We start from the raw sequence: 21,391 nt of genomic DNA on the forward strand, positions 1-21,391 counted from the left end.
GGTTGCAGACTGTCAGAAAAACAGCGATAATGAAACTGTCCCGGTCCATGGCGCGCTCCTTGTGAATATGGCTTAGATACCGCTATTCTACAGGATGCGCCCCATGGATCGGGCATTTTTTTTAAGAGTTGCACATTAGGTCTCGGTTTCAACATAAACCGGCTGGCCGTTCAGCTCAAATTCGATCAGTTTTTTTCATCAGAGCATTCCTGCAAGAGATAAAGAAGGTTCAGTTCTCTTTTGCCAGCACTGCTTCCAATTCGGCAATAAACTCGTCCGGCGTGTAAATTCGGCCTCGTTTGAACGGATGCACCCTCACGCTGCCGCCTTCCGGGAAGACCACACGGAAGTTCGGATAGCCTCTCACGCCATATTTCATGGCGATGAGATTTTCCTTCCCGCCGTCTTCCGGGTTGATTTTCACCCGGTAATAGGAGGCGAGGAACTGCCGCACCTTGCTGTTGTCAAGCAGCTCTGATTGCAACCGCTTGCAATACCCGCACCAGTCAACATGGAACAAGAGGAAGAACGGCTTTTCCTCGTTCTTCGCCCCTTCATAAATTTCTTCATATCCCGATGCCTTGCTGTGCCAAGTATTGGCACTCAGGGCAAATGCAGCTTTGCCGGAAAGCAGCATGACGGCTGCGGCGGCCAGCAGGAAAGAATGTCGTAAATTGATCGCTTTTCAAGGAGATAAGAGTTGTCGGATCTGCTCAAAATGCCGCCCCACCTGCTCCGGGTGGTGGGCATCGGAGCCAGGAATCAGGGCGATGCCCATTGCCGCCGCCCGACGGATGATTTCCGCTCCGGGATACGGCGCAGGCCGGACCGCATAGCCGGAGGTGTTGACCTCCAAGGCGATGTTTTTGCCGCGCAGCAGCTCCAGCAGCTGGCTGATCTGCGCCTGATGGCGGGCAGTCAGGCGGATGTTCGGCAGGTGGCGCAGGGCCGCGTCAAGGTGGCAGAGCTTGTCGCAGGGAATCTCGCCGCAGGCTTCGATCAGGCTGGCGAAATACGCCTCCAGCACCTTGTCCGCGCCGACCTCGATCAGCGCGTCAATATGCTCCTGCCTGCTGCTCAACATGTTGAGATGACGGCTGCCGTCAAAATAAAAATGGCAGGACAGCCCCCGGTGCTCGAAGGGAAACCGGGCCAATGTGGCCCGCAGCTCATCCGCCGCCAGCGCGTTCCAGCCGATCTCTACTCCCAGCTGCACCTCGATCTGGCCTGCATATTTTTTTTTCAGCCGGAAGCCTTCTTCAAAATACTGCGCAAACAGCTCCGGGGTCAGCCAGATTTGCTGCTCATAGATCAGGCCGCATTCCAGATGCTCCAAAAAGGTCATGGACTGCAAGCCCCTGCTGACGGCTGCGCGCACATAATCCTCCATTTCGCCGGAGGCGTGATTGCAGAGCTTGGTGTGAATATGGTGGTCGCCGCTGAGGTCGACAGGAGAAAAAACAGGCATGAGCGGAAATGAAAAAAAGACCTCAGCCGCCGCAGAAGGACGGCTGGGGAAGGGTGGAAATCAGGCGTTCCCTTTGGGGAAGAAATGAATCACGCCGTCAATCTCCGAGGTGTCGCAGATGTCGCCAAACTCCATCTCGAAATTGAACATGTCGGCGAACTCGTTCATCTCCATGGAAAAGGCCGGGCCGTCAGGAAGATGATAGACCAAGGTCTCCACCTTGCTGAAGTCAATCGGACGGGCAAATATTTTCTTCATGTATTTTCCGTTGATGGGAACCTTGACAGGGCGGCAGCCGCCCCTGAAACATGCGTCTAAAAAGATTATAGTTTCTTTTGCCGAAAAAGCAAGTCCTGTCCCGGCTGGCCCGGAAACAGGCGGGCAGGGCAAGTTTCGTTTGACAGCGCCCCTGCTGATGGTAATATGCTGAAAAAGGTCATGCAGACGCGGAGGAGGACGCTCCGCCGGAAACCCATCAGAACAGGAACAACCATGAGCGACAGCAACGGCGGCGGGATCAAGAGGGAATTTCTCCAGTCAACCACGGACAAGAACCCCTCGCACATTCTGCCGGAGAAATTGAGCCTTGACTCTCCGCTGCAATTTGAATGCCATCCGGGAGTCAGCTGCTTCACAGCCTGCTGCCACAACATCCAGATCGTGCTGACCCCCTACGACATCCTTACCCTGCGGCGGCGGCTGAATCTGTCGGCCCATGAGTTCCTCACGAGCTACACGGAACCAACGTATCTGGAAAAGACCGACATGCCGGGCGTGCAGATCAAGCTGACCGGCGAGAAAAACGGCTGCCCTTTTGTCACTCCGGAGGGCTGCACGGTCTATTCCGACCGGCCCACGGCCTGCCGTTACTATCCAGTGGGCATGGCCGATTTTCATGAAGGCGGCAAGGAAGGGAGCGAGGACAAATTTTTCTTTTTGGTCAAAGAGCCGCACTGCAAAGGCTTTGAGGAGCCGAAGCGGTGGACCATCGGCGAGTGGCGGGCCGATCAGGGCGTGGATCTCCGCGACGAGATGAACAAGGAATGGCTGCGGCTGGTGATGCGGCGCAAGTCCTTCAGCCTCCAAGCCAGTCTCTCTGAGGCGGCGCAGCGGATGTTCTTCATGGCCTCCACGGATTTAGATCATTTCCGCTGCTTCATCTTTGAAAGCTCGTTCCTCAAGACCTACGAAATCGACCCGGAAACTGTGGAGAGCATCCGGCAGGACGACGAGGCCCTGCTGCGCTTCTCTTTCAAGTATCTGGCCAACGTGCTCTTTGGCGCCGAAGGGCTGACGATGAACAAGGCCAAGGTGATGGAAAAGGCGGAGGCGATGAAAAAGGAGCAGGAGCAGAACCTGCGCCGGATTGAAGAGGACTACAAGCAGCTCAAGGCCGAGCGCGAGCAGATGAAAAAGGCGCAGGAGGCAGGCAAGTCCTGAGCCGCCCGGCGGAGCGGGAGGCTGGACAGGCTCCCGCTCAGGCCAGCTGCATCCGCACCAACCCCCGCACTGAATTGGCGGCATAAAGCTCTGCCGCCGTCCGCACCTCCTCCACCGTCAGCACCCGTTCCATTGCTTTTCCTTGCTCCAGCAGCATCCGTCGGAACGTTCCCGCCAGCAGGCCGCAGCTGACCGGCGGGGTGAAAAGCGGGCCGTTTTTCTTCAGCCGGACAAAAAGATTGCTGATGCTGCCTTCCGTCACCTGCCCGGCGGTGTTGACAAAAAGCACCTCGTAAAAGCCCTGCGCAACGGCTCTGCCGCGCTCCCGGTCGTACAGCTCGCGGCGGGTGGTTTTATGAAAGCGGTGCGAATCGGCAGGATCAATCCGTTCCTGCGAAAAAATCACCTTCGGCAGCTCCGCAGGCGGCAGCTCGTCCGGCAGCAAGACTGCATTGATGTCAAGTCTGCCGTCCCGGCAAAGCAGCAGGCGCACCCGCTGCCGCTCATGCCGCTGCGCAACAGCCGCTGTCAGCCGCTGCCGCACTGCTTCAATATCGCAGGAAAAATGAAAATAGCGGGAGGAATCCGCCAGCCGCTCCAAATGATACTCAAGAAGGAAAAAGCCGCTTCCCGGCTGCCAGAGCAGCGTTTCGATGAGCTGAAAATCCGGCTCGTTTTTGGTCAGGAAATTGCCTTTGAGCAGACATTCCGCCCATTCCTCCTCGGCCTTGGAGTCCGCGACAATGCCGGAGCCGATGCCCATTCTGCCTCGGCTCTGCGCCAGCTCCACAGTGCGGATCGGCACGTTGAAGCAGCTTTCCTGCTGGCTGGTGAAGCCGACCGCGCCGCAATAAACACCGCGCCGCTGCCGCTCCAGCTCGCGGATGATCTCCATCGTCCTGATTTTCGGTGCTCCAGTGACAGAGCCGCAGGGGAACAAGGCCTCGATCATCTGCCGAAAGGAGGGCGCGGCACCTGCCGGAATGCCGTCAATGGTCGAGGTCATTTGCAGCAGAGATTCGTAGGTTTCCACTTGGAAAAGAGCGCGGGGCGCGACCTGCCCGCCGCCGGACTCATGCAGCAGGCGGCCCAAATCGTTGCGGAGCAGATCAACGATCATCACGTTTTCGCTCCGGTTTTTCGGATCGGCTTGCAGCCGCCGCCGCCGATCCTCGTCCTCAGAATTTGTGCGGCCTCGGCGCAGAGTGCCTTTCATGGGCCGCACCCGCACTTTTTCCGTGTCGGCGCGGAAGAACAACTCTGGCGAAAAGCTGAGGATGTCCTGCCCGTTATGCCGGATCCACGCGCTGTAGCAGACCGACTGATTGCGCCGCAGGGCGCGGTAGAACGCTGCTGCCGAACCTTGAAAGGTGAAGTCGAAATGCAGCGTGAAGTTGACCTGATATGTGTCGCCAGCGCGGATGCAGTCCTGAATTTTTTCAACCGCCAGCAGGTATTCTTCCCGGCAGATGCTTGTTTGCAGATCAGAGCAGGAGAAAGAGTCTTCAGCGGCATCCATCGCGCCCGGCACTGCCCCGCTCCAGATTCCGGCCTGATGGTCAAAAATCAGCGGCTCGCTGTAAACACCCAGTACAGCCAGAGGCCTGCTGCTTTCATCGCTGAGAAAGCGGCGCAGGCGCGGCTCCAGCAAATAGCCGAATTCATAATCTAACCAGCCTGCAAGAAAAAAGCCCTGCTGCCGGAGCTGGTCAACTTGCTTGAGAAACGCGGCTGCGTCATCGCTGGAACGGCAGATCAGATGACTGCTTGGATTGAGAAAGAGGAAAGAGCGGCAGTTCTCCGCCGTCACTCTGGAGCTTTCGAGAAAAACAAAATCATCCTGCTGGGCAAGCCAAGACGTGAGACGGAGAATGTCGGCATCGCTGAAGGGCTTCAATGCGGCGCGTCAGGAATTTGCTTGCCGTGCTCCCATGTTTCTTCTTGGGACGAGCCGTCTTTGGCTGTGAAAACACCTTTGCCGTGCTTTTTACCGCCAGACCAGCTGCCGGAATATTTCGTGCCGTCAGCGTAGGTCATTGTGCCGCTGCCGTCCGGCCTGTTATCCAGCATCTCGCCAAGATATTTGTTGCCTGTCTCGGTGCTCACAGCGCAATTACGGCGGCATTGTCCGTCTTCAAATATGCCTTCTATGGTGAGAAAAAGCTTGTTTTTGGCAAGCCAAAGCAGTTTTCCCGGCGCGCTGGCCTTGCCGTCTTTGCATTCCCCTGACCACAAAACTGCTTCATCAGGAATGGGGAGCGGATTTTTGATCTGACAGCCAGTTTTCGGGTCCGCAATCCAGCCGCCTTTGGCCAGCGCAGCAGAGGGCATGGCGCAGCAAGCGAGACCGATCAACAGCAGCTGCCTCTTCACGCCAAAGCTCCGTCCTTCAGGGTCAGACAGCGGTCCATAGCTGCTGCCAGCTCCAGATTGTGCGTGACCATGACCACGGACATGGACTGCGTGCGGCACAGCTCAGTCAGCAGCTCGAAGACTTGCCGGCCGCTGGCAGAGTCAAGGTTGCCGGTCGGCTCGTCGGCCAAAAGCAGGGCGGGCTGCATGACCAAGGCGCGCGCCAAGGCCACCCGCTGCTGCTCGCCGCCGGACAGCTCGCCGCTGCGGTGCTCCAGCCGGTGGCCCAGCCCGACCTGCTGAAGCAGGCGTGTGGCCCGTTCTTTCAATTTGCCTTCCTGCTGCCGGGCGATTAGGCCGGGCATCATCACGTTTTCCAAGGCCGTGAATTCTGGCAGCAGATAATGAAACTGGAAGATGAAGCCGATGTGCTTGTTCCGGTGCGCGGCGAGCTGGTTGTCAGAGAGGCGGCGCAGGTCGCGGCCTGCAAAGAAGAGCTGGCCCTTGTCCGGCACGTCAAGGCTGCCGAGAATTTGCAGCAAGGTGGTTTTGCCGGAGCCGGACGCGCCGACGATGGCCAGCATTTCACCCCGCGCCACCTCGATGCTCACCCGGCGCAGCACCCGAACCGGATTCTCTTTCGTACCGTAATCCTTGTGAATATTGACCGCGTGCAGCAGCAGGGAGTCTGCGGCGGAGATATTCAGCTCATTCATAGCTCAATGCCTCCGCAGGCCGGATGCGCGACGCTTTCCAAGAAGGATAAAGGGTAGCGGCCAGCGTGATCAGAATGGCCGAGACAGCGATCACGGTTACGTCTATCGGCACCACTTTCACTGGCATGGTGGACATGGGATAGACATTGCTCGGCAGCTCGATGATTTTATACCGCTTGAGCAGGGCGCAGATGCTCAGGCCGAGCGTGACTCCCAGCGCGGTGCCGCCCAAGCCGATCACCGCGCCCTGATAGAAGAAGATGCGCATGATCGAGCCGGTCTTCGCGCCCATGGATTTGAGGATGGCGATGTCTTTGTTTTTCTCCATCACCACCATCACTAGCGCGCTGATGATGTTCAGGGAGGCGACAAGGATGATCAGGTCAAGGGCGATGAAGATGCCGATTTTCTCCAATTTGAGGGCGGCGAAGAGGTTCTGGTTGAGCTGCATCCAGTCGCGCACGGAATACGTCTGGCCGAGCCGCTCGCGGATGGCGGCGGCGGTCAGGTTGGCTTTGTCGATGTCCGCCACCCGCACCTCAAGGCCGTGCACGCCCTCGCCCTCAATCCCTGCCAGCCGCCGGGCGGTGTCCAAATTGACAAAGCCCATAGTCGAGTCGTATTCATACATGCCGGTGGCGAAAATGCCGCTGACCACGCAGGTCTGCACCTTGGGCAGCACGCCCATCGGCGTGAGCGGGCCGTTGGGCGAAATCAGACGGATTTTCCCGCCCTGCTGCACCCGGAGCTGGGCGGCCATCTCCTTGCCGAGCACGATGCCGGGCATGTCCTGCTGGCCGTTCAGGTCAGCCAAGCTGCCGCTGATCATTTTTGTCTCCAAACTGATCACCCGGCCTGCGCTGGCCGGATCAAGGCCGCGAACCGCGATGCCCGACGACTGGCCGCCGCCAGAGGTGATCAGGGCTTGGGCGTAGATGTAGGGCGTGGCCGCCGTCACCCCTTTGATCTGCTCCACATCCTGCCTGAGCAGCGCGGGCCGGTCGATCTCGCCGCCGAACTGCTGCACCAAGATGTGGGCGTTGATGCCGATGATCTGGTCGCGCAGGCCTTCGGTGAAGCCGGTGTAAACCGAAAGGACAACAATCAGGGCCATCACCCCGACCGCCACGCCGAGCACCGAAATCAGGGAAATCAGCGAGATGAACTTCTGCCTGCGCTTGGCGCGCAGATAGCGGAAGCTGACAAAGCGTTCAAAGGACATGGGCACTCAGCTTGGATTGGAGAGGGCGGCTGCGGCCTGCGCCGCCGCGTGAACTTGTTGCAGGGGAATGCCATGTTCCCGCGCCAGACGGGCGCAGTCTTCATATTCCGGCTTGAGGCGGCAGCAGCCGTCAGGCAGCTCCACCTGCTTCGCCCGCACCGCGCCCCACGGCGTGGCCAGCTCGACCGCCGTTCTCGGCAGGGTCATTCTGCGCTCGCTGTGAAAACGGAGGCCGATCGCGCTGGTTTCTGTCAGCAGCAGCTCTTTCAGGCGGGCGGCATGAGCGGGATCGGCAATCAGCCGGAGGAGGAAGCCGGGCCGTCCTTTTTTCATCTGCACAGGAGACAGGCTGAGATCCAGCGCGCCCGCAGCCATCATCTTTGCTGAAACATGCGGCCAGAACTCCGGGTTCCAGTCGTCAAGACAGGTCTCAATCACCTCGACCAGCTGCGCCTCCTCGACTTCCTGCCGCTGTCCGATCAGCAGCCGGAGCAGATTGGGCCTGCCGTCACGGCGGCGGCGGGTGCCTGCGCCGCAGCCGCTGCGGCTCAGGATCATCGGCGGCAGCGGGCCGAAAGAGCTGCTCAAGCCGACAGCCAAGGCCGCGCCGGTGGGGGTGACTAATTCCTGCGCCAGCAGCTCGCCGCGCACCGGCACGTTTTTGAGCAGCTCGCAGACTGCCGGGGCAGGCAGGGGCAGCTCGCCATGCGCGCAGCGCACCCAGCCGGATGCCAGCGGCAGCGGCGAGCAGACTGTCTCGCTGATGCCGAGATGATGCAGCCCGACGACCGCGCCGACAATATCAATAATCGCATCCGCCGCGCCGACCTCGTGAAAATGCACTTCGTCCACACTGCTGCCGTGGACGCGGGCCTCGGCCTCAGCCAGCCGCTGAAACACGGCCAAAGCCCGCTCTTTGACCGCCGCCGCCAAGGCTGAGTCCTCTATCAGTGCCTCAATTTCGGCCAAATGGCGGCATTTCGTGCTTTTGCTCAGATGCACCTGCGCGAGCGTCGCCCGCAGCCCGGCCTGAACAGTCTGCTTGCATTCCAGCCGCCAGCCGTCCAAATCGAGCTTGGCCAGCTCGGCCCGCAGCAGCTCCTCCGGCAGTCCGGCATCAAGCAGGGCACCGAGCAGCATGTTGCCGCTGATGCCGGAAAAACAGTCCAAATAGCAGATGTTCCTCATCGCCGGACTCAGGTGAACTGCTGGCCGACCGGCAGGCGCAGCCCGCAGATGCAGGTCTGCACGCACATCCGTTTTTTGCCCTCCGGCTGAATTTCACGGATGAGCAGATAGTCTTTGCCCGTGGCTGCTAAAATCCCGTTGCAGTCGGCGCGGCAGATGGCGCCCGGCAGCTCGCGCACGTCGCCGGGCACCACCTGCGGCTGAAAGAAGCGGAAGCGGCGACCGTCAAAAAAGCTGTATGCCGAAGGCCAGGGATCAAGGCCGCGAATCAGGCAGTGCAGCTCGCGGGCCGGACGGCTCCAGTCGAGATGGCCCTCCTCTTTGCCAAGCATGGCCGCATAGCTGGCCTGCGCCTCGTCCTGCCTGACCGCCGGAAGCTGTCCTGCTTTGAGCCGGGCGACAGCTTCAAGCAGGGTCTCGCCGCCAAGCCGGGCGAGCTTGCCCGAAAGGCTGCCGCTGGTGTCGGCAGCGTCGATCGGCAGGCGGGCGGGCAGGAGGATGTCGCCGGTGTCTATGCCCTCGTCCATCTGCATGATGGTCACTCCGGTTTCGGTCTCGCCGTTGATCAGGGCGCGCTGAATCGGCGCGGCTCCCCGGTATTTGGGCAGCAGCGAGCCATGCACGTTGATTGTGCCGAAACGGGGCAGCCGGAGCAGGCGGCCCGGCAGAATTTTGCCATAGGCGACAACGACCATCAAATCCGGCTCGAAGGCGCGGATGGTCTCAAAAAATTCCTCGGTGCGGATGGACTCCGGCTGCAAGACCGGAATCCCGGCCTGCTCGGCCAGCGTCTTGACCGGCGGCGGGCAGACCTTCCGGCCCCGGCCTTGGCAGCTGTCGGTGCGGCAGACCGCGCAGACCACTTTGTCCGGCCCGGCGAGCAGGGCTTGCAGGCTGGGCAGGGCGAAAACCGGGGTGCCCATGAAAATGATGCGGAGCGGGGAAGTCATTGGCAGCGCTGTGCGTTTCTTCTTGATGGAAAGCCGGGCGGGTGCGGCAGCAAACTCCACTTTATGCCCGGCGGCCCGGCCTGTCAAGCCTTCTTCGCTGCGGCTCTTCCGTTCTATGAGTTTTTCAAAGAAGCCCTTCAGTTTGAGGGTGATATCAATGACAGGGACAGTCCATTTTGATTCAAAGGCACCTCAAAACATACCGATTTCATTTTATTTAGGAGTTACGTAGTTGCATAAAGATTAACTGGCGTAAGGATATAAACATCTCGATCATCCAGCTGATCTCGGCATATTTGAAACGCATCAGGTCAGTCATCTTGAGGTCATTGGTCGCCCAGTGTTCAATGTCATTTTCTGTTCTGACTTTCTTGAACACCTTGATCAGGCCGTATCCTGCAAGATGCACGATATCGACTTGTTCTGAGATAACAGCCTGATTGACAGGACGATTTTTTGTTGTATCTGGATTAATGTGTCGGCTTCTTTCCAAGCGGGTCAGCCAAAGCCAGTCAGGCGACCGGATAAATTTTTGCCAGAGAAAACCGAGAGACTGGCGGGCATTTCCGTGAGGAGCAGAAGCAAATCGAACTTGCTCAATGAGCAAGCCCTTCTCGCAGGCTGCCAAGCATCAATTGCGGCAGAACGCCACCACCTCATCATACGCGCACCCGCTGCCGCCGAAGATGTCCAGCGCGCTGCCCACGGTCGCATCAATTTTGTTCTGGCCAACCCGCCGGATCAGCTCCAGATCAGCCATGCTGCTCACGCCACCCGCGTAGGTGATCGGCACTGGCGCATCAGCTTCAGCCAGCAGGGCCAGCAGCCGTTCGTCCACGCCCATGCACTTGCCTTCCACATCCACGGCATGGATGAGAAATTCGGCGCAGCTTGCGGCCAGCTCAATCAGCAGCTCCTTGCTGACGCGCAGCTGCGTGAACTTCTGCCAGCGGTCGGTGACGACGTAATAACCGTCCTCACGCCAGCGGCAGCTTAAATCGAGCACCAGCCGCTCTTTGCCAATCAATTGACGCAGATGTTCCAGCCGCCCAAAATCAAGCTGGCCGTCGTGGAAAACATAGGAGGTGACGATGACGTGCGAGGCTCCGGCCTCCAGCCAGTGCTCGGCATTGGCCGCCGTGATGCCGCCGCCAAGCTGAAGCCCGCCCGGCCAAGCGGCCAGCGCATCCTTTGCCGCAGCCTCATTGCCCGGCCCCAGCATGATAATGTGGCCGCCGGGGAGATTGTCCTGCCGGTACAAATTGGCGTACCAAGAAGACGGCAGATCGGAAGAGAAGTTGGTGCGGAGGGCTGCGGAGCTGCCGTCGCTCAGGGTTGAGCCGACGATCTGCTTGACCCTGCCTTCATGCAGGTCGATGCAGGGACGGAAACGCATGGCGGTGACGTGGGAGAGATGAGACGAAATCACCCCGACAGCCTGTCGGAGAAATCTGCATAAGCTGTCGGGCATGTCCCGACAGCTTATCGGGAATCGCTGCACAGGCTGTCGAGAGATCCCCGACAGCCTGTCGGGGGAGCCTGCACAGCTTATCAAGAATCTTCCAACAGCTTATCGGGAAGGCTTGGACAACCTGTGCAGGTCGGCCCGACAGTTAATCCTGCCGTACCAGCATGGTGGCTGGATCAAGGCCGAGATGGCTGGCCTCGTCCACCTTTTTGCCCTTGTCGCGGAGGATTTGCAGAACGACATGATCCTGCTCCGGCTTGAGCAGGATGACGTTCTCAAAGAGATCGTCCAGCTCATGGCAGGGCGCGGGCACGCCGGAGGGCGAGACGCGCGGATCGTCGCGGTGGCTGGTGGCGGAGAACCATGTTTGCAGCTTCAGCTCCTCCATCAGCTTCTTCACATCCTCCAGCTTGGCGTGATCGGTGGCAGTGAAGTCAAAGCCGTCGATCACCACGCAGTCCGGGGTGAAAATGTTCTGCTGAATCAGATCGTGCAGCCGCTCCTCCAGCCGCTCGCGGTCAAATGCGCCCGCCTTGAAGGTCATGATCATCCGGTGCTGGCGGACCATGTCGATCAGCTCGTGCGGCCTGGCCACCGGGCATTCTTGGAGGACAGCCTGAAGCATGTCGTCATACCAGAGCTTGGTTTTGTCCAAGCTCTCGCCGATGCTGATGTGCAGCACCCGCTTGCCGCGCAGGATGGATTCCAGCGCGATCTGCACCAGCAGGGCGGTCTTGCCGAGGCCGGTGCGGGCCATGATCAGCCCCATCTTTCTGTCGTTTCCGGCCAGCTTGAGCACCCGCAGGGGGTTCTGCTTGACTAACGGTTCATATCCCATGATGCACCTCGTGTTGGGTTGTGTCAGTTCTTCTTGGAGGCTTCAAAGTCCTTGATCAGCTGCTCGGCCACGCCCTTCGGCACCTGCCGGTAGGCGGCGAACTCCATGCTGAACTCAGCCTTGCCCTGGGTCAGCGAGCGGAGCACCGTTGAATAGCCGAACATCTCGGACAGCGGCATCTCCGCCTCAACCACCGTATAGTTGGCCTCCTCAGAGGTGCCGACGATGATGCCGCGCCGCTGGTTGAGGCTGCCCATAATTGAGCCTTGGAACTCGGACGGCCCTTCCACCGCCACTTTCATGATCGGCTCCATGATCACCGCGCCCGCCTTGCGGTAGGCCTCTCGAAACGCGCCCTTGGCCGCCTGCTGGAAGGCCATGTCCGAGGAGTCAACCGTGTGGTAGCTGCCGTCGTTGATCACCATCCGCACCCCGTTGATCGGCGCGCCGATGAGCAGGCCCTTGTCCATCGAAGCGGTGAAGCCCTTGTCGCAGGAGGGGATGAACTCGCGGGGAATCGAACCGCCGACGATCTCGTCAACAAACTCGTAGTTGCCCTCGGCCAGCGGCTCCATGTAGCCCGCAACGCGACCGAACTGGCCGGAGCCGCCGGTCTGCTTCTTGTGGGTGTAGTCGAAGTCCGCCCGCTGGGTGATGGCCTCGCGGTAGGCGACGCGCGGCGCGCCTACTTCAACTTCCGCTTTGTACTCGCGCTTCATCCGCTCGATATAGACATCCAGATGCAGCTCGCCCATGCCGGAGATGATCGTCTCGCCGGTCTCATGATCGACAAAGGACTTGAAGGTCGGGTCTTCCTTGCAAAAGCGGTTCAGGGCCTTGGAGATGTTGTCCTGCGCTTTGGTGTCCTTCGGCTTGATCGCCAAAGAAATAACCGGGGCCGGAATATGCATCGAGGTCATGGACCAGTTGATGTTGCCGCCGCAGAAGGTGTCGCCGGACGCGCAGTCCACGCCAAAGAGGGCGATGATGTCGCCTGAGCCTGCCTCGTCGATCTCCTCCATCTCGTTGGCGTGCATCCGCACCAGACGGCCCACCTTGACCTTTTTGCCGGTGCGGCTGTTGACGATGAAGTCGCCCTTCTTGACCTCGCCCTGATAAGTGCGGACGTAGGTCAGCTGGCCGTAGCGTCCGTCCTCCAGCTTGAAGGCCAGCGCAACCAGCGGATCCTCCGGGTTGTTGCTGACTTTCACCTCGGCCTCGTTGTTGTCGAGGTCAAGGGCGATGTTCTCAACATCGGTCGGGCAGGGCAGATACATCTGCACTGCGTCGAGCAGCTCCTGCACGCCTTTGTTCTTGTAAGCGGAACCCATCATCACCGGGGCCAGCTGCAAGGAAAGGGTGCCTTTGCGGACCGCGTCGCGGATCAGCTCCGGCGGGATGTCGCCTTCCTCCAGCATCGCCTCCATCAGCTCGTCCGAGAACATCGAGACCGCGTCCAGCATCTCCTCGCGCTTGGCCTTGGCCTGCTCCAGCAGATGGGCAGGAATCTCGGCGCGGCGGATGTCGCGGCCCTGCTCGCCCTCGAAATAGACCGCTTCCATGGTGATCAGGTCAACGACGCCGTCCAGATCGTTCTCCAGACCGATGGGAATCTGGAGCATGATGGCGTTCAGGTTCAGCTTCTCGCGCAGTTGGCGGACAACGCGCTCCGGGTTGGCACCGGTGCGGTCGCACTTGTTGATGAAGGCGATGCGCGGCACATTGTAGCGGGTCATCTGCCGGTCAACCGTGATGGACTGCGACTGCACACCACCCACCGAGCAGAGGACGAGGATGGCACCGTCCAGCACGCGCAGGGCGCGCTCCACCTCGACCGTGAAGTCCACGTGGCCGGGGGTGTCAATGATGTTGATGCTGGTGTCCTTCCACGAGCAGTAGGTGGCGGCGGACTGAATGGTGATGCCGCGCTCGCGCTCCAGCTCCATCGAGTCCATGGTCGCGCCCACGCCGTCCTTGCCGCGCACCTCGTGGATGGCGTGAATGCGCTGGGTGTAGAACAGAATGCGCTCGGTGAGCGTGGTCTTGCCCGAATCGATATGGGCGCTGATGCCGATGTTCCGCACAAACTTCAAATCTTTGTTCATCTCATGTTCCTCTGCGTCCTGACCGCTGTGATCTTCTTCCCCGGCCTGCCCCGGACGGAACCCAGCCGCCCGCCTGCAAACGTCAGTTGAAAAATAAAAAAGGAGTCACAGCATTCTGCAACCCCTTGACACGTGTCCCCATGCTGCCGCTGCCGGGCCGACAGGCGGCTTCAGGCGGCAGCTCTGCCGCAAAACGGCGGCTGCCACGAAAAAAAGAATCTATATACACTGAATTGCCCGGCGGCGCAAGCCTAAACCAGCAGGGGCAGGCCGGAAAAAAAGCCGTCTCCGGCGGAAACCGGAGACGGCTTGCTGAGGTTGAAGGCCGGAATGGGACGGTTCAGTAGGGCTTCTGACCGACGACGTTGCCTGCCGGGGCGTAGCTGCACACCCATATCTGCGAGTTGTCGCCGCAGACTGACATGGCGCAGCCCACTTCCTTGGTGTCTTTCCATACCACCTGCGTGTAGTGCCCGCAGACTCCGCTGCAGCTGTTGTCAGCGTAGCTGTAGAACTTGATCTCGCTGCCCCAGCTGTCCGTGACCTGCTGCGGCGTTTTCTTCTGCAAGTCACGGCGGCCATCCGACCACATCAGTGAGCTGGCCTTGTAGATGTTCTCGCCGTAGCCGTTGCCGCTGTGGTACATCGAGCAGCCCTCGCTCTTCAGCCGGTCCGCCCAGCCTTGGGCCACACCTGCCAGCTTGTCCGACCAGCGCAGGCCGGACACCCCTACCTCCGCCCGCCAGCGGTTGTGCGCGGCGACCATTGCCGCCGGATCAACCCCGCCGCTCCGTCCGCCCGCAGCGACCATTTCAGCGGCCTCCGCCGCTGGCACAGTGCTGCTGAGAAGCATCCAGCCGCTTTGGCCGCTGGCAGCAGGAGGAGGCATAGGACGGGCATTTTCCGGCTTGGCTTGGCACGCGCCGAGGGCAGCGGCCAGCAGCAGTCCGGCCAGTGCAGCCGCTGTTTTCTGTAAACGTGATTTTCCTCCTGTTGTTGTTAAGATTGTTGTTTTCATGACAACCTCCCTGGTATCTGTGAAGCAGGCAGCCCGGCTGTCTCCAAATTGGAGACCCGTGGCTTTCCGGCGCCGCCTCGCGACGGCTGTGGCTTTGTTCAACTTTCCGGCGCAGGCAGCAACGCGGCCCGCACCCACCAGAAAGTTCGGCACCCCGCTCAGTTAATAAGCAGACTCCTTACTTTCAGGATAGGCCAAAAAATTGTTCCCGTCAAGCCAGTTGATAATAGTTATCATTTTTAAATAAAATATAAAAAATACACCAGGAAACGTGGCAGCATACTTGTTAATCATTTAATATCAAGAAGATACCCTTTTCTTTTTCCCGCTGTCCATCTTGGACTTGCGGAATAAGATATTTTCATATATCCTGTCATCTTCGTATAATTTTTTATACATTCCCTTCTGTTCCTTCAATTCCTCTGAATTTTTTATGAAACAACATTCTTTCCAATTTCATCTGCCTTGGCTGGCGCCATCCTCCCTGTCTGAACTCACAGCATGGCTGGGGAAAAAATATGCCCTGACAAAGTCTGCGCCATATTCCCGCCAAGTTGTCTTTTGGGACAGCTTTGACTGGCGGCTCTGGCGGCATGGCCTTGTCTGCTTCACTGAAGAAGGGCTGCTGCGCCTCGCCGATTTCAGCGGCAAGGCCGTCGCTGAGCCGCTGCCGCTGGCCGCCGAGCCGCCCTCCTTGTGGCAGGAGCTGCCGGACTCCGAACTCCGGCAGCATCTGGCCGCCCTGCTTCAGACCCGCGCCCTGCTCAGGCAGGGCGATTTGTCCGGCGCCGCGTCAAGCCTGCATTTGATGACTTGGAAGGGGAAGACAGCAGCCTTGGCCCTGCTCACTGAGACCGAGCAGGGCTGCCTGCTGGAATTTAGGGCGGCTCCCGGCGCAGGCAGGGCCTTTCAGCGGCTGGCGCGCAGGCTGAAGCGGCATTGCGGCAGACTGCGCCAGGCGGCGGCCAAGGAACAGCTTGAGGCCGCTCTGGCAAACACTGGCCAAATGCCGGGCGGCTGCCAGTTTGCCCCACAGCTGGAGCCGGACATGGACTGCCGGCAGGCGGCCAAGCGCATCTGCCTTCAGCTGTTAGATATTCTCCGCCGCAACCAGCCGGGCGTAGCCGACAACACAGACTGCGAGTTTCTTCACGATTACCGGGTGGCTCTGCGCCGCACCCGCTCCGCCTTGAATCTTTTCAAGAACGATCTTGAGCCAGAGGGTGCCGCCCGGTTCAGCGCGGCCTTCAAAGAACTGGGGCAGCTCACCGGCCCGGCCCGCGATCTTGATGTGCAGCTGCTGACGGCCAAGGACTGCCGCGCCCGCCTGCCGGAGCTGCTGCACCCCGGATTGGACAGCTTTTTCGCCGGGCTGGCAGCGCAGCGGGCCGCCGAGCAGGACAAGCTGGCCCAGCGGCTGAACGCGCCGGAGCAGGAGGAGCTGCTGCGCGGCTGGCAGGCGTGGCTGGAGGAAGAGGGGGAAAGCGGCAGACCTGCGGGCAAGACGGCCCAGCGGATTCTCAGCCGCCGTTTTGCCCGGCTGCTGCGGGCACTGCGGTCGGCGGACAGCGATGCCGCTGATGCGGAGCTGCACCGCCTGCGGATCGAGGTGAAAAAACTGCGCTATGCCTTGGAATTCTTCCGCTCTCTTTTTTCAGCGGCGGAGATGGATTGGCTGACCGGCCTGCTCAAGCAGCTCCAAGACAGCTTGGGGCTGGCCAATGATCTGGCGGTGCAGGAAGCCTTGCTGGCCCGGCAGCTCGCCGCCGGGCTGGAAAGTGGGGCGGCGGCCGCTGTCGGCGGCCTGCTGGCGGATTTGCGCCAGCGGCGGGAGCAGGCCCGCGCCGGGCTGCGGGAGAGCTTTCAGCTTTTCCTCTGCCGGGATAAAGTGAAGCGGGCGCGGCAGCTGCTGGAGCACTGATCATGGCCGAGCAATGCGCCCGCCTGCTGCTGCTGCGGCATGGCCCGGCTGCTGTTCCGCCGGGCTGCTTGGTCGGCAGCAGCGATCCGCCGCTTTCCGGCCAAGGGCTGAAGCGGCTGACTGGCCTGCTGCCTGAGCTGCAAACAGCGGAACGCTGGCTTTGCAGTCCGCTGCGCCGCGCCCGGCAGACCTTGGACTGCCTGCGGCGGCAGGGCTGCGCCTTGGCGCCGCCGATTTATGAGCGGCGGCTGCGGGAAATTGATTTCGGCAGCTGGGAGCTGCGCACCTTCGCCGACATCGCCGCGACCGAGCCGGAGCAAGTAGAAGCCTGGCAGCAGTACGAAGACTTCACCTTTCCCGGCGGCGAGGCGGTAGCGGATTTTGTCAGCAGGATCAGCCAGCTGCTGGCCGATTTCACCGCCCAAGGCGGTGTTGTCGGCGCAGTCACTCACGGCGGGGTGATCCGCACCATGATCTGTCTTGCCTTGGGCCTGCCGCCGCGCAGTTATCTCCTTTTTGACGTGCGGCCTGCCTCGCTGACTATTCTTGATCTTTTTCCCGGCGGCGGAGGCGTGCTGCGCGGCCTGAACCTCTGAAATTGATTTTTCATGCACATCAGCACCTTGCAGAACTGGCAGCACAGCCATCCCTTTGCCCTGAACAACGAGAGCGGCGAACGGCGGACGCGGCTTGTCCTTTTCCTCACTTTGCTGACCATGACCGCCGAAATCATTGCCGGCACGGTTTTCGGCTCAATGGCGCTGCTCGCCGACGGCTGGCACATGGGCACGCACGCCGCCGCCTTTCTGATCGCGGTTTTCGCTTACCGCCATGTGCGCAAGCACCAGCACAGTCTGCGCTACGCCTTTGGCGCGGGAAAGGTGGAGGTGCTGGCGGGATTTGCCAGCGCGGCGGCCTTGGCAGTCGTCGCCCTGCTCATGCTGGCTGAATCGCTGGCGCGGCTGGCCGCGCCAGCGGCAATCCGCTTCGACGAGGCCATTGCCGTGGCCGTCATCGGTTTTGCGGTGAATCTGATCAGCGCCTTTCTGCTCAAAGACGGCCATCATCATCACGAGCGCAGCCACAGCCATGATCACAGCTGCGGGCATGACCATCATCATCATGACCACAACCTGCGGGCCGCTTATCTGCATGTGCTGGCCGACGCGCTGACCTCGGTTCTGGCAATTACCGCCCTGCTGGCTGGCAAATTCTTCGGCTGGCACTGGCTGGATCCGCTGATGGGCATCGTCGGCGCGGCGATCATCACAGCTTGGGCCTGGGGCCTGATTCAAGAGACCGCGCCGATTCTCTTGGACAGCAGCATTGATCAGGAGCAGCGGCAGGCGATTCAGGCGGCGGTGGAGCAGGACGCGGACAACCGGGTCTCAGACATGCACGTCTGGAAGGCGGGCGCGAATCACTACGCGGCGATTATCGCCGTGGTCACGCATTATCCAAAACCGCCGGAGCATTACAAAGAGCTGCTGCGGCAATTTCATTCGCTCTCGCATGTCACTGTCGAGGTGAATGCCTGCGAAGGGCCGCCGTGCGTTCCAGAAAAAAGCAAGGCATGAGAGGAAGAAAGGACGGATGGTTTTGAAAAAAATGAATTTACTGAGCGGCGGCGACGCGGTTCCGTCCGCCTTTCTTGGCCGCGTACAGCGCCTGATCGGCCAAGGCCAGCAGACCGGAGCAGCCGGCTTCAGTGTCAGTCAGCTGGCTGACCGCCGCAGCGCCGACCGAGAGCGTGATGACCTTGGCGCAGCTTGAGGCCGGATGCGGCAACGCCAGCCGCTCCACCGCCAGCCGGGCTTGTTCCGCCATCAGCAGGGCCTGCTCCAGTCCGGCTCCGGGCAGAATGAGCACGAACTCCTCGCCGCCGTAGCGGGCCGTGAAGTCATTGACGCGGGCCGCGTTCTGCTGGAGCGTCTGAGCCACGGCCCGCAGGCAGGTGTCGCCTTCCAGATGGCCGCAGGCATCGTTGTAGCTTTTGAAGAAATCTATGTCGGCGATGAGCAGCGAAAAAACCTTGCCGCTCAGAATCCAGCGCTGCCACTCCTTGTTCAGCCGCTGATCAAAGGCGCGGCGGTTGTGCACGTGGGTCAGGCCGTCGTACATGGCCTGATGCGAGAGAAGTTCATTCAGCCGGGCCAGTTCAGCGGCCTGCTCCAGCAGGGCGGCCTCAGTGTCGCGCTGCCGGAGTATCTGCCGCCGGACAAAGCGGTTCATGCCGAGCAGGCCCGCGCCGCCGATGAGCCAGAGCAGGCCGCAGGAGGCGAGCAGGGTGCGCTCTGTGTGCTGTCTGATGTCCAAGTAGGGCTGAAGCGGCACGGACACGCCGATGCCGCCGCGCACGTCGCCCTGCTTGTAGCCCTGATGCCGGTGGCATTTGAGGCAGTCTTCCTGCGTGCGGAAGGCCCGCATGTAGCGGAGATACGGCTGGCGGTCAAGTTCCGCGAATTCAGAGACTTCGGTCACGCCCTGCTCGAACTGGCGGAGGACGCGCAGCTCCCATGCGTCCGGGGCGTTGACCGGATTGAGCGGCTTGAGGCTGGTGATCCGCCCTCTGATGCCGTACTGCCCGGAGAAGTCGTTCATCACCTGCCGGAGCATGTAGGCCGGATTCATCAGAGTCAGCCGCTTGCCGGAGGTGGTCAGCACGTCGCGCTCAGGGAGATGGGCGAGGTAGGGGTTGGGCGGGGTGTCGGACGCGGCAGGCACATACACGCCGCCGTGCTTGGCGGCCCAGGCGCGCAGGGCCATGTCTTTGTTGAAATTGGCTCTGGCCTCCAAGCGGGCGTATTCGAGCAGGTGCCGCTGCTCCTTGGCCAGCGCCCAGAGAAGCAGCCCGGCCAGCACAGCGGTCCAGAAGAGCAGGACTGTCCAGAAGATGCGGTTGAGCAGGAGCAGCCTGTCCGCCGCCCGTCCAGCCCTGCCAGATTGTTCCTGCTTCCTCTCAGATATAGGGGTTGCTCCTCGCCTCTCTGCCGATGGTGGATTTGGAGCCGCCGTAGCCGTGGCCCGGCCAGACTGCGGTTTCCGGCGGCAGAGTCAGCAGCCGCTCGCTGATCGACTGCGACAGCTCGCGCATCGAGCCGCCGGGGAAATCGGTGCGCCCGACCCCGCCTGCAAAGAGGGTGTCGCCGCTGAAGCAGTCCGGGGCGCTGTAGAGACAGATGCCGCCCGGCGTGTGGCCGGGAGTGTGGATCACAGTCAGCGTCTCCTCGCCGATGCGGATGAGGTCGCCGTCCTCGACCAGCAGGTCGGCGGGCGGGGACTCCGGCAGGCCGAGCTGGGCAAAGTAGCTCCGCGCCTCCTCGGTGCTGAAGAACTCGACATCGGCCCGGTGCATGACAATTTGCGCGCCGGTGGCCTGCTTGAGCGGCTCGTTGCCGCAGACGTGGTCAGGATGGCCGTGGGTGGAGATGATGTAAACGACCTCCAGTCCTTCTTTTTGGCAGGCGGCAAGGACTTTGTCCACATCCCCGCCGCAGTCGATCACGGCGGCCTTGCCGGTTTTGGCGCAGGAGACGATGTAGCAGCAGACATCCATCATGCCGACGATCAGTTGCTGGATTTTCATTATGAGTGAAGAACGGAAAATTTTCAAAAGACGTGGTCAGGAGCCGGGCCGCTCCTGACCGGAGGGCATTTCAGCAGGTGCAGGACGATGTTTTCTCCGAGGCGCAGCTCTCGCCGCAGCCGCAGCCGCACGAGGCGGTGGAGCCTGCCATGTTCAGCCGGAGATCGCCTTTGACAGGCAGCCGCTGCTCCACCGCGCTGATCACGGCGGCGAATGCCTTCACCGCCGGACTGTCGGCGTTCGATGACAGATAGGGCGTGCCGTTGTCGCCGCCCATGACCACGCGGGGATCCATCGGCACCCGGCCTAAGAAGGGCAAATCAAAGTCACGGGCGGTCTTCTCGCCGCCGCCGACTCCGAAGATGTCCACAGTCTCGCCGCAATGCGGGCAGACAAAGCCGGACATGTTCTCAACCACGCCAGCCACCGGCATCTTCACCGTGCGGCAGAAGTTGAGCGACTTGCGCACGTCGGCCAAAGCCACCTCCTGCGGCGTGGTCACGACCACGGCCTGCACGTTGGGCATGGTCTGGGCCACGGAGAGCGGCTCATCGCCTGTGCCCGGAGGCGCGTCAACGATCAGGTAGTCCAGCTCGCCCCAGTCCATGTCGGCGACAAACTGGCGGATGGCCTGAATCTTCAGCGGCCCGCGCCAGATGATGGCCTCGTCGCGGTCCTTCATCATGTACTCCAGCGAGACCACCTTCAGCTTGCCGTTGTAGAGCAGCGGCGGCACCAGGCCGTTCGCGCCGCTTTGCATCGTCTCCAGACTGCCGGTGAGGTTGAGCATCCGGCAGACATCCGGGCCGTGCAGGTCAACATCCATCAGGCCGACCTTATGGCCGCGCTCGGCTAGGCCTAAAGCGAGATTGACGGCCACGGTGGACTTGCCTACGCCGCCCTTGCCGCTCATGACGAGAATTTTATGTTTGATCTTGCCCAGCGACTTGGTGATGGCGATGTCCTGCTGAGCCAAATGGGCGCTGGCGGCGTTGAGCTGGGCGGAGCTGGCGCAGCTGGAGCTGCCTTTGCTGCCGCAGGAGCTTGATGATGAACAGGAACTCATGACGCTTCTCCCTCAATTGGGTTGAAAAAAAGAACCTCCCGCCGAAAGCGGGA

At 60.9% G+C, this 21,391-nt stretch carries 21 protein-coding genes and 1 riboswitch; of the genes, 4 read left to right on the forward strand and 17 right to left on the reverse strand.

Annotation, left to right across the window (positions count from 1 at the left end; genetic code table 11):
* Window positions 1-229: 229 nt before the first annotated feature.
* The 3 genes from ACNKH3_RS00840 to ACNKH3_RS00850 are packed head-to-tail and all read right to left on the reverse strand — an operon-like array spanning window position 230 to window position 1,726.
* Window positions 230-637, reverse strand: coding sequence for a thioredoxin family protein (locus ACNKH3_RS00840; protein WP_420207893.1), 408 nt, complete (start codon window positions 635-637; stop codon window positions 230-232).
* 48 nt (window positions 638-685) lie between these two features.
* The gene (locus tag ACNKH3_RS00845) at window positions 686-1,468 is read right to left on the reverse strand and encodes a histidinol-phosphatase (RefSeq protein ID WP_420207894.1); all 783 of its coding nucleotides are present in this window, start codon (window positions 1,466-1,468) and stop codon (window positions 686-688) included.
* 60 nt (window positions 1,469-1,528) lie between these two features.
* Window positions 1,529-1,726, reverse strand: a complete 198-nt coding sequence (locus ACNKH3_RS00850; RefSeq protein ID WP_420207895.1) for a hypothetical protein — start codon at window positions 1,724-1,726, stop codon at window positions 1,529-1,531.
* Between the two features lie 234 nt (window positions 1,727-1,960).
* On the opposite strand from ACNKH3_RS00850, the gene ACNKH3_RS00855 reads away from it, so the two are divergent.
* A complete protein-coding gene (locus ACNKH3_RS00855) occupies window positions 1,961-2,908 on the forward strand; it encodes a YkgJ family cysteine cluster protein (RefSeq protein WP_420207896.1) in 948 nt (315 codons plus the stop codon).
* 37 nt (window positions 2,909-2,945) lie between these two features.
* Here the strand turns inward: ACNKH3_RS00855 and pabB are convergent, their stop codons facing one another.
* From pabB to ACNKH3_RS00910, 11 genes are all read right to left on the reverse strand, one after another.
* Window positions 2,946-4,805 carry an aminodeoxychorismate synthase component I gene (gene pabB, locus ACNKH3_RS00860; RefSeq protein WP_420207897.1) on the reverse strand — a complete coding sequence of 620 codons (1,860 nt, stop codon included), beginning with the start codon at window positions 4,803-4,805 and terminating at the stop codon, window positions 2,946-2,948.
* The gene (locus ACNKH3_RS00865; protein ID WP_420207898.1) at window positions 4,802-5,281 is read right to left on the reverse strand and encodes a hypothetical protein; all 480 of its coding nucleotides are present in this window, start codon (window positions 5,279-5,281) and stop codon (window positions 4,802-4,804) included. The genes pabB and ACNKH3_RS00865 overlap by 4 nt, the downstream gene beginning before the upstream one ends.
* A complete protein-coding gene (locus tag ACNKH3_RS00870) occupies window positions 5,278-5,976 on the reverse strand; it encodes an ABC transporter ATP-binding protein (protein ID WP_420207899.1) in 699 nt (232 codons plus the stop codon). The genes ACNKH3_RS00865 and ACNKH3_RS00870 overlap by 4 nt, the downstream gene beginning before the upstream one ends.
* Window positions 5,969-7,198 (reverse strand): lipoprotein-releasing ABC transporter permease subunit, encoded by a 1,230-nt coding sequence (locus tag ACNKH3_RS00875; RefSeq protein WP_420207900.1) that lies wholly within the window; start codon window positions 7,196-7,198, stop codon window positions 5,969-5,971. The genes ACNKH3_RS00870 and ACNKH3_RS00875 overlap by 8 nt, the downstream gene beginning before the upstream one ends.
* A gap of 6 nt (window positions 7,199-7,204) precedes the next feature.
* On the reverse strand, window positions 7,205-8,386 hold the full coding sequence (gene larC / locus ACNKH3_RS00880; protein WP_420207901.1) for a nickel pincer cofactor biosynthesis protein LarC: 1,182 nt from the start codon (window positions 8,384-8,386) through the stop codon (window positions 7,205-7,207).
* Window positions 8,387-8,394: 8 nt separating this feature from the next.
* Window positions 8,395-9,336 carry a methionyl-tRNA formyltransferase gene (gene fmt / locus ACNKH3_RS00885; protein WP_420207902.1) on the reverse strand — a complete coding sequence of 314 codons (942 nt, stop codon included), beginning with the start codon at window positions 9,334-9,336 and terminating at the stop codon, window positions 8,395-8,397.
* A 217-nt stretch (window positions 9,337-9,553) separates the two neighbouring features.
* Window positions 9,554-9,964: a hypothetical protein gene (locus tag ACNKH3_RS00890; protein WP_420207903.1), complete on the reverse strand. Its 411-nt coding sequence runs from the start codon at window positions 9,962-9,964 to the stop codon at window positions 9,554-9,556.
* 3 nt (window positions 9,965-9,967) lie between these two features.
* The gene (gene hisA / locus ACNKH3_RS00895; protein ID WP_420207904.1) at window positions 9,968-10,732 is read right to left on the reverse strand and encodes a phosphoribosylformimino-5-aminoimidazole carboxamide ribotide isomerase; all 765 of its coding nucleotides are present in this window, start codon (window positions 10,730-10,732) and stop codon (window positions 9,968-9,970) included.
* A 217-nt stretch (window positions 10,733-10,949) separates the two neighbouring features.
* Complete coding sequence (locus ACNKH3_RS00900) at window positions 10,950-11,642, reverse strand: DEAD/DEAH box helicase family protein (RefSeq protein WP_420207905.1); 693 nt, start codon at window positions 11,640-11,642, stop codon at window positions 10,950-10,952.
* 23 nt (window positions 11,643-11,665) lie between these two features.
* A complete protein-coding gene (gene fusA / locus ACNKH3_RS00905) occupies window positions 11,666-13,747 on the reverse strand; it encodes an elongation factor G (RefSeq protein WP_420207906.1) in 2,082 nt (693 codons plus the stop codon).
* 340 nt (window positions 13,748-14,087) lie between these two features.
* Window positions 14,088-14,765 carry a CAP domain-containing protein gene (locus ACNKH3_RS00910; RefSeq protein WP_417916897.1) on the reverse strand — a complete coding sequence of 226 codons (678 nt, stop codon included), beginning with the start codon at window positions 14,763-14,765 and terminating at the stop codon, window positions 14,088-14,090.
* Window positions 14,766-14,789: 24 nt separating this feature from the next.
* A riboswitch (cyclic di-GMP riboswitch) is annotated at window positions 14,790-14,868 on the reverse strand.
* Between the two features lie 330 nt (window positions 14,869-15,198).
* Between ACNKH3_RS00910 and ACNKH3_RS00915 the strand changes: the two genes are divergently transcribed.
* The 3 genes from ACNKH3_RS00915 to dmeF are packed head-to-tail and all read left to right on the forward strand — an operon-like array spanning window position 15,199 to window position 18,263.
* On the forward strand, window positions 15,199-16,686 hold the full coding sequence (locus tag ACNKH3_RS00915; protein WP_420207907.1) for a CHAD domain-containing protein: 1,488 nt from the start codon (window positions 15,199-15,201) through the stop codon (window positions 16,684-16,686).
* Window positions 16,687-16,688: 2 nt separating this feature from the next.
* Window positions 16,689-17,282, forward strand: coding sequence for a histidine phosphatase family protein (locus ACNKH3_RS00920; RefSeq protein ID WP_417917025.1), 594 nt, complete (start codon window positions 16,689-16,691; stop codon window positions 17,280-17,282).
* Window positions 17,283-17,294: 12 nt separating this feature from the next.
* Entirely contained in the window at window positions 17,295-18,263 is a 969-nt protein-coding gene (dmeF, locus tag ACNKH3_RS00925) for a CDF family Co(II)/Ni(II) efflux transporter DmeF (RefSeq protein ID WP_417917024.1), read from the forward strand.
* Between the two features lie 37 nt (window positions 18,264-18,300).
* On the opposite strand, the gene ACNKH3_RS00930 is transcribed toward dmeF, so the two are convergent.
* From ACNKH3_RS00930 to ACNKH3_RS00940, 3 genes are all read right to left on the reverse strand, one after another.
* On the reverse strand, window positions 18,301-19,548 hold the full coding sequence (locus ACNKH3_RS00930; protein ID WP_420207908.1) for a diguanylate cyclase: 1,248 nt from the start codon (window positions 19,546-19,548) through the stop codon (window positions 18,301-18,303).
* A 97-nt stretch (window positions 19,549-19,645) separates the two neighbouring features.
* Complete coding sequence (locus ACNKH3_RS00935; RefSeq protein WP_420207909.1) at window positions 19,646-20,272, reverse strand: MBL fold metallo-hydrolase; 627 nt, start codon at window positions 20,270-20,272, stop codon at window positions 19,646-19,648.
* Window positions 20,273-20,342: 70 nt separating this feature from the next.
* A complete protein-coding gene (locus ACNKH3_RS00940) occupies window positions 20,343-21,338 on the reverse strand; it encodes a P-loop NTPase (RefSeq protein WP_417915878.1) in 996 nt (331 codons plus the stop codon).
* Window positions 21,339-21,391 lie beyond the last annotated feature (53 nt).

Source organism: Candidatus Electronema sp. JC (genome assembly GCF_048287365.2).
Lineage (GTDB): Bacteria > Desulfobacterota > Desulfobulbia > Desulfobulbales > Desulfobulbaceae > Electronema.

What these genes read in the sequence shown, in the direction of transcription:
- ACNKH3_RS00840 (WP_420207893.1), bottom strand. Translation starts at nt 637, where the DNA reads ATGCTGCTTTCCGGCAAAGCTGCATTTGCCCTGAGTGCCAATACTTGG.
- ACNKH3_RS00845 (WP_420207894.1), bottom strand. Translation starts at nt 1,468, where the DNA reads ATGCCTGTTTTTTCTCCTGTCGACCTCAGCGGCGACCACCATATTCAC.
- ACNKH3_RS00850 (WP_420207895.1), bottom strand. Translation starts at nt 1,726, where the DNA reads ATGAAGAAAATATTTGCCCGTCCGATTGACTTCAGCAAGGTGGAGACC.
- ACNKH3_RS00855 (WP_420207896.1), top strand. Translation starts at nt 1,961, where the DNA reads ATGAGCGACAGCAACGGCGGCGGGATCAAGAGGGAATTTCTCCAGTCA.
- ACNKH3_RS00870 (WP_420207899.1), bottom strand. Translation starts at nt 5,976, where the DNA reads ATGAATGAGCTGAATATCTCCGCCGCAGACTCCCTGCTGCTGCACGCG.
- ACNKH3_RS00875 (WP_420207900.1), bottom strand. Translation starts at nt 7,198, where the DNA reads ATGTCCTTTGAACGCTTTGTCAGCTTCCGCTATCTGCGCGCCAAGCGC.
- larC (WP_420207901.1), bottom strand. Translation starts at nt 8,386, where the DNA reads ATGAGGAACATCTGCTATTTGGACTGTTTTTCCGGCATCAGCGGCAAC.
- fmt (WP_420207902.1), bottom strand. Translation starts at nt 9,336, where the DNA reads ATGACTTCCCCGCTCCGCATCATTTTCATGGGCACCCCGGTTTTCGCC.
- hisA (WP_420207904.1), bottom strand. Translation starts at nt 10,732, where the DNA reads ATGCGTTTCCGTCCCTGCATCGACCTGCATGAAGGCAGGGTCAAGCAG.
- ACNKH3_RS00900 (WP_420207905.1), bottom strand. Translation starts at nt 11,642, where the DNA reads ATGGGATATGAACCGTTAGTCAAGCAGAACCCCCTGCGGGTGCTCAAG.
- fusA (WP_420207906.1), bottom strand. Translation starts at nt 13,747, where the DNA reads ATGAACAAAGATTTGAAGTTTGTGCGGAACATCGGCATCAGCGCCCAT.
- ACNKH3_RS00910 (WP_417916897.1), bottom strand. Translation starts at nt 14,765, where the DNA reads ATGAAAACAACAATCTTAACAACAACAGGAGGAAAATCACGTTTACAG.
- ACNKH3_RS00915 (WP_420207907.1), top strand. Translation starts at nt 15,199, where the DNA reads ATGAAACAACATTCTTTCCAATTTCATCTGCCTTGGCTGGCGCCATCC.
- ACNKH3_RS00920 (WP_417917025.1), top strand. Translation starts at nt 16,689, where the DNA reads ATGGCCGAGCAATGCGCCCGCCTGCTGCTGCTGCGGCATGGCCCGGCT.
- dmeF (WP_417917024.1), top strand. Translation starts at nt 17,295, where the DNA reads ATGCACATCAGCACCTTGCAGAACTGGCAGCACAGCCATCCCTTTGCC.
- ACNKH3_RS00935 (WP_420207909.1), bottom strand. Translation starts at nt 20,272, where the DNA reads ATGAAAATCCAGCAACTGATCGTCGGCATGATGGATGTCTGCTGCTAC.
- ACNKH3_RS00940 (WP_417915878.1), bottom strand. Translation starts at nt 21,338, where the DNA reads ATGAGTTCCTGTTCATCATCAAGCTCCTGCGGCAGCAAAGGCAGCTCC.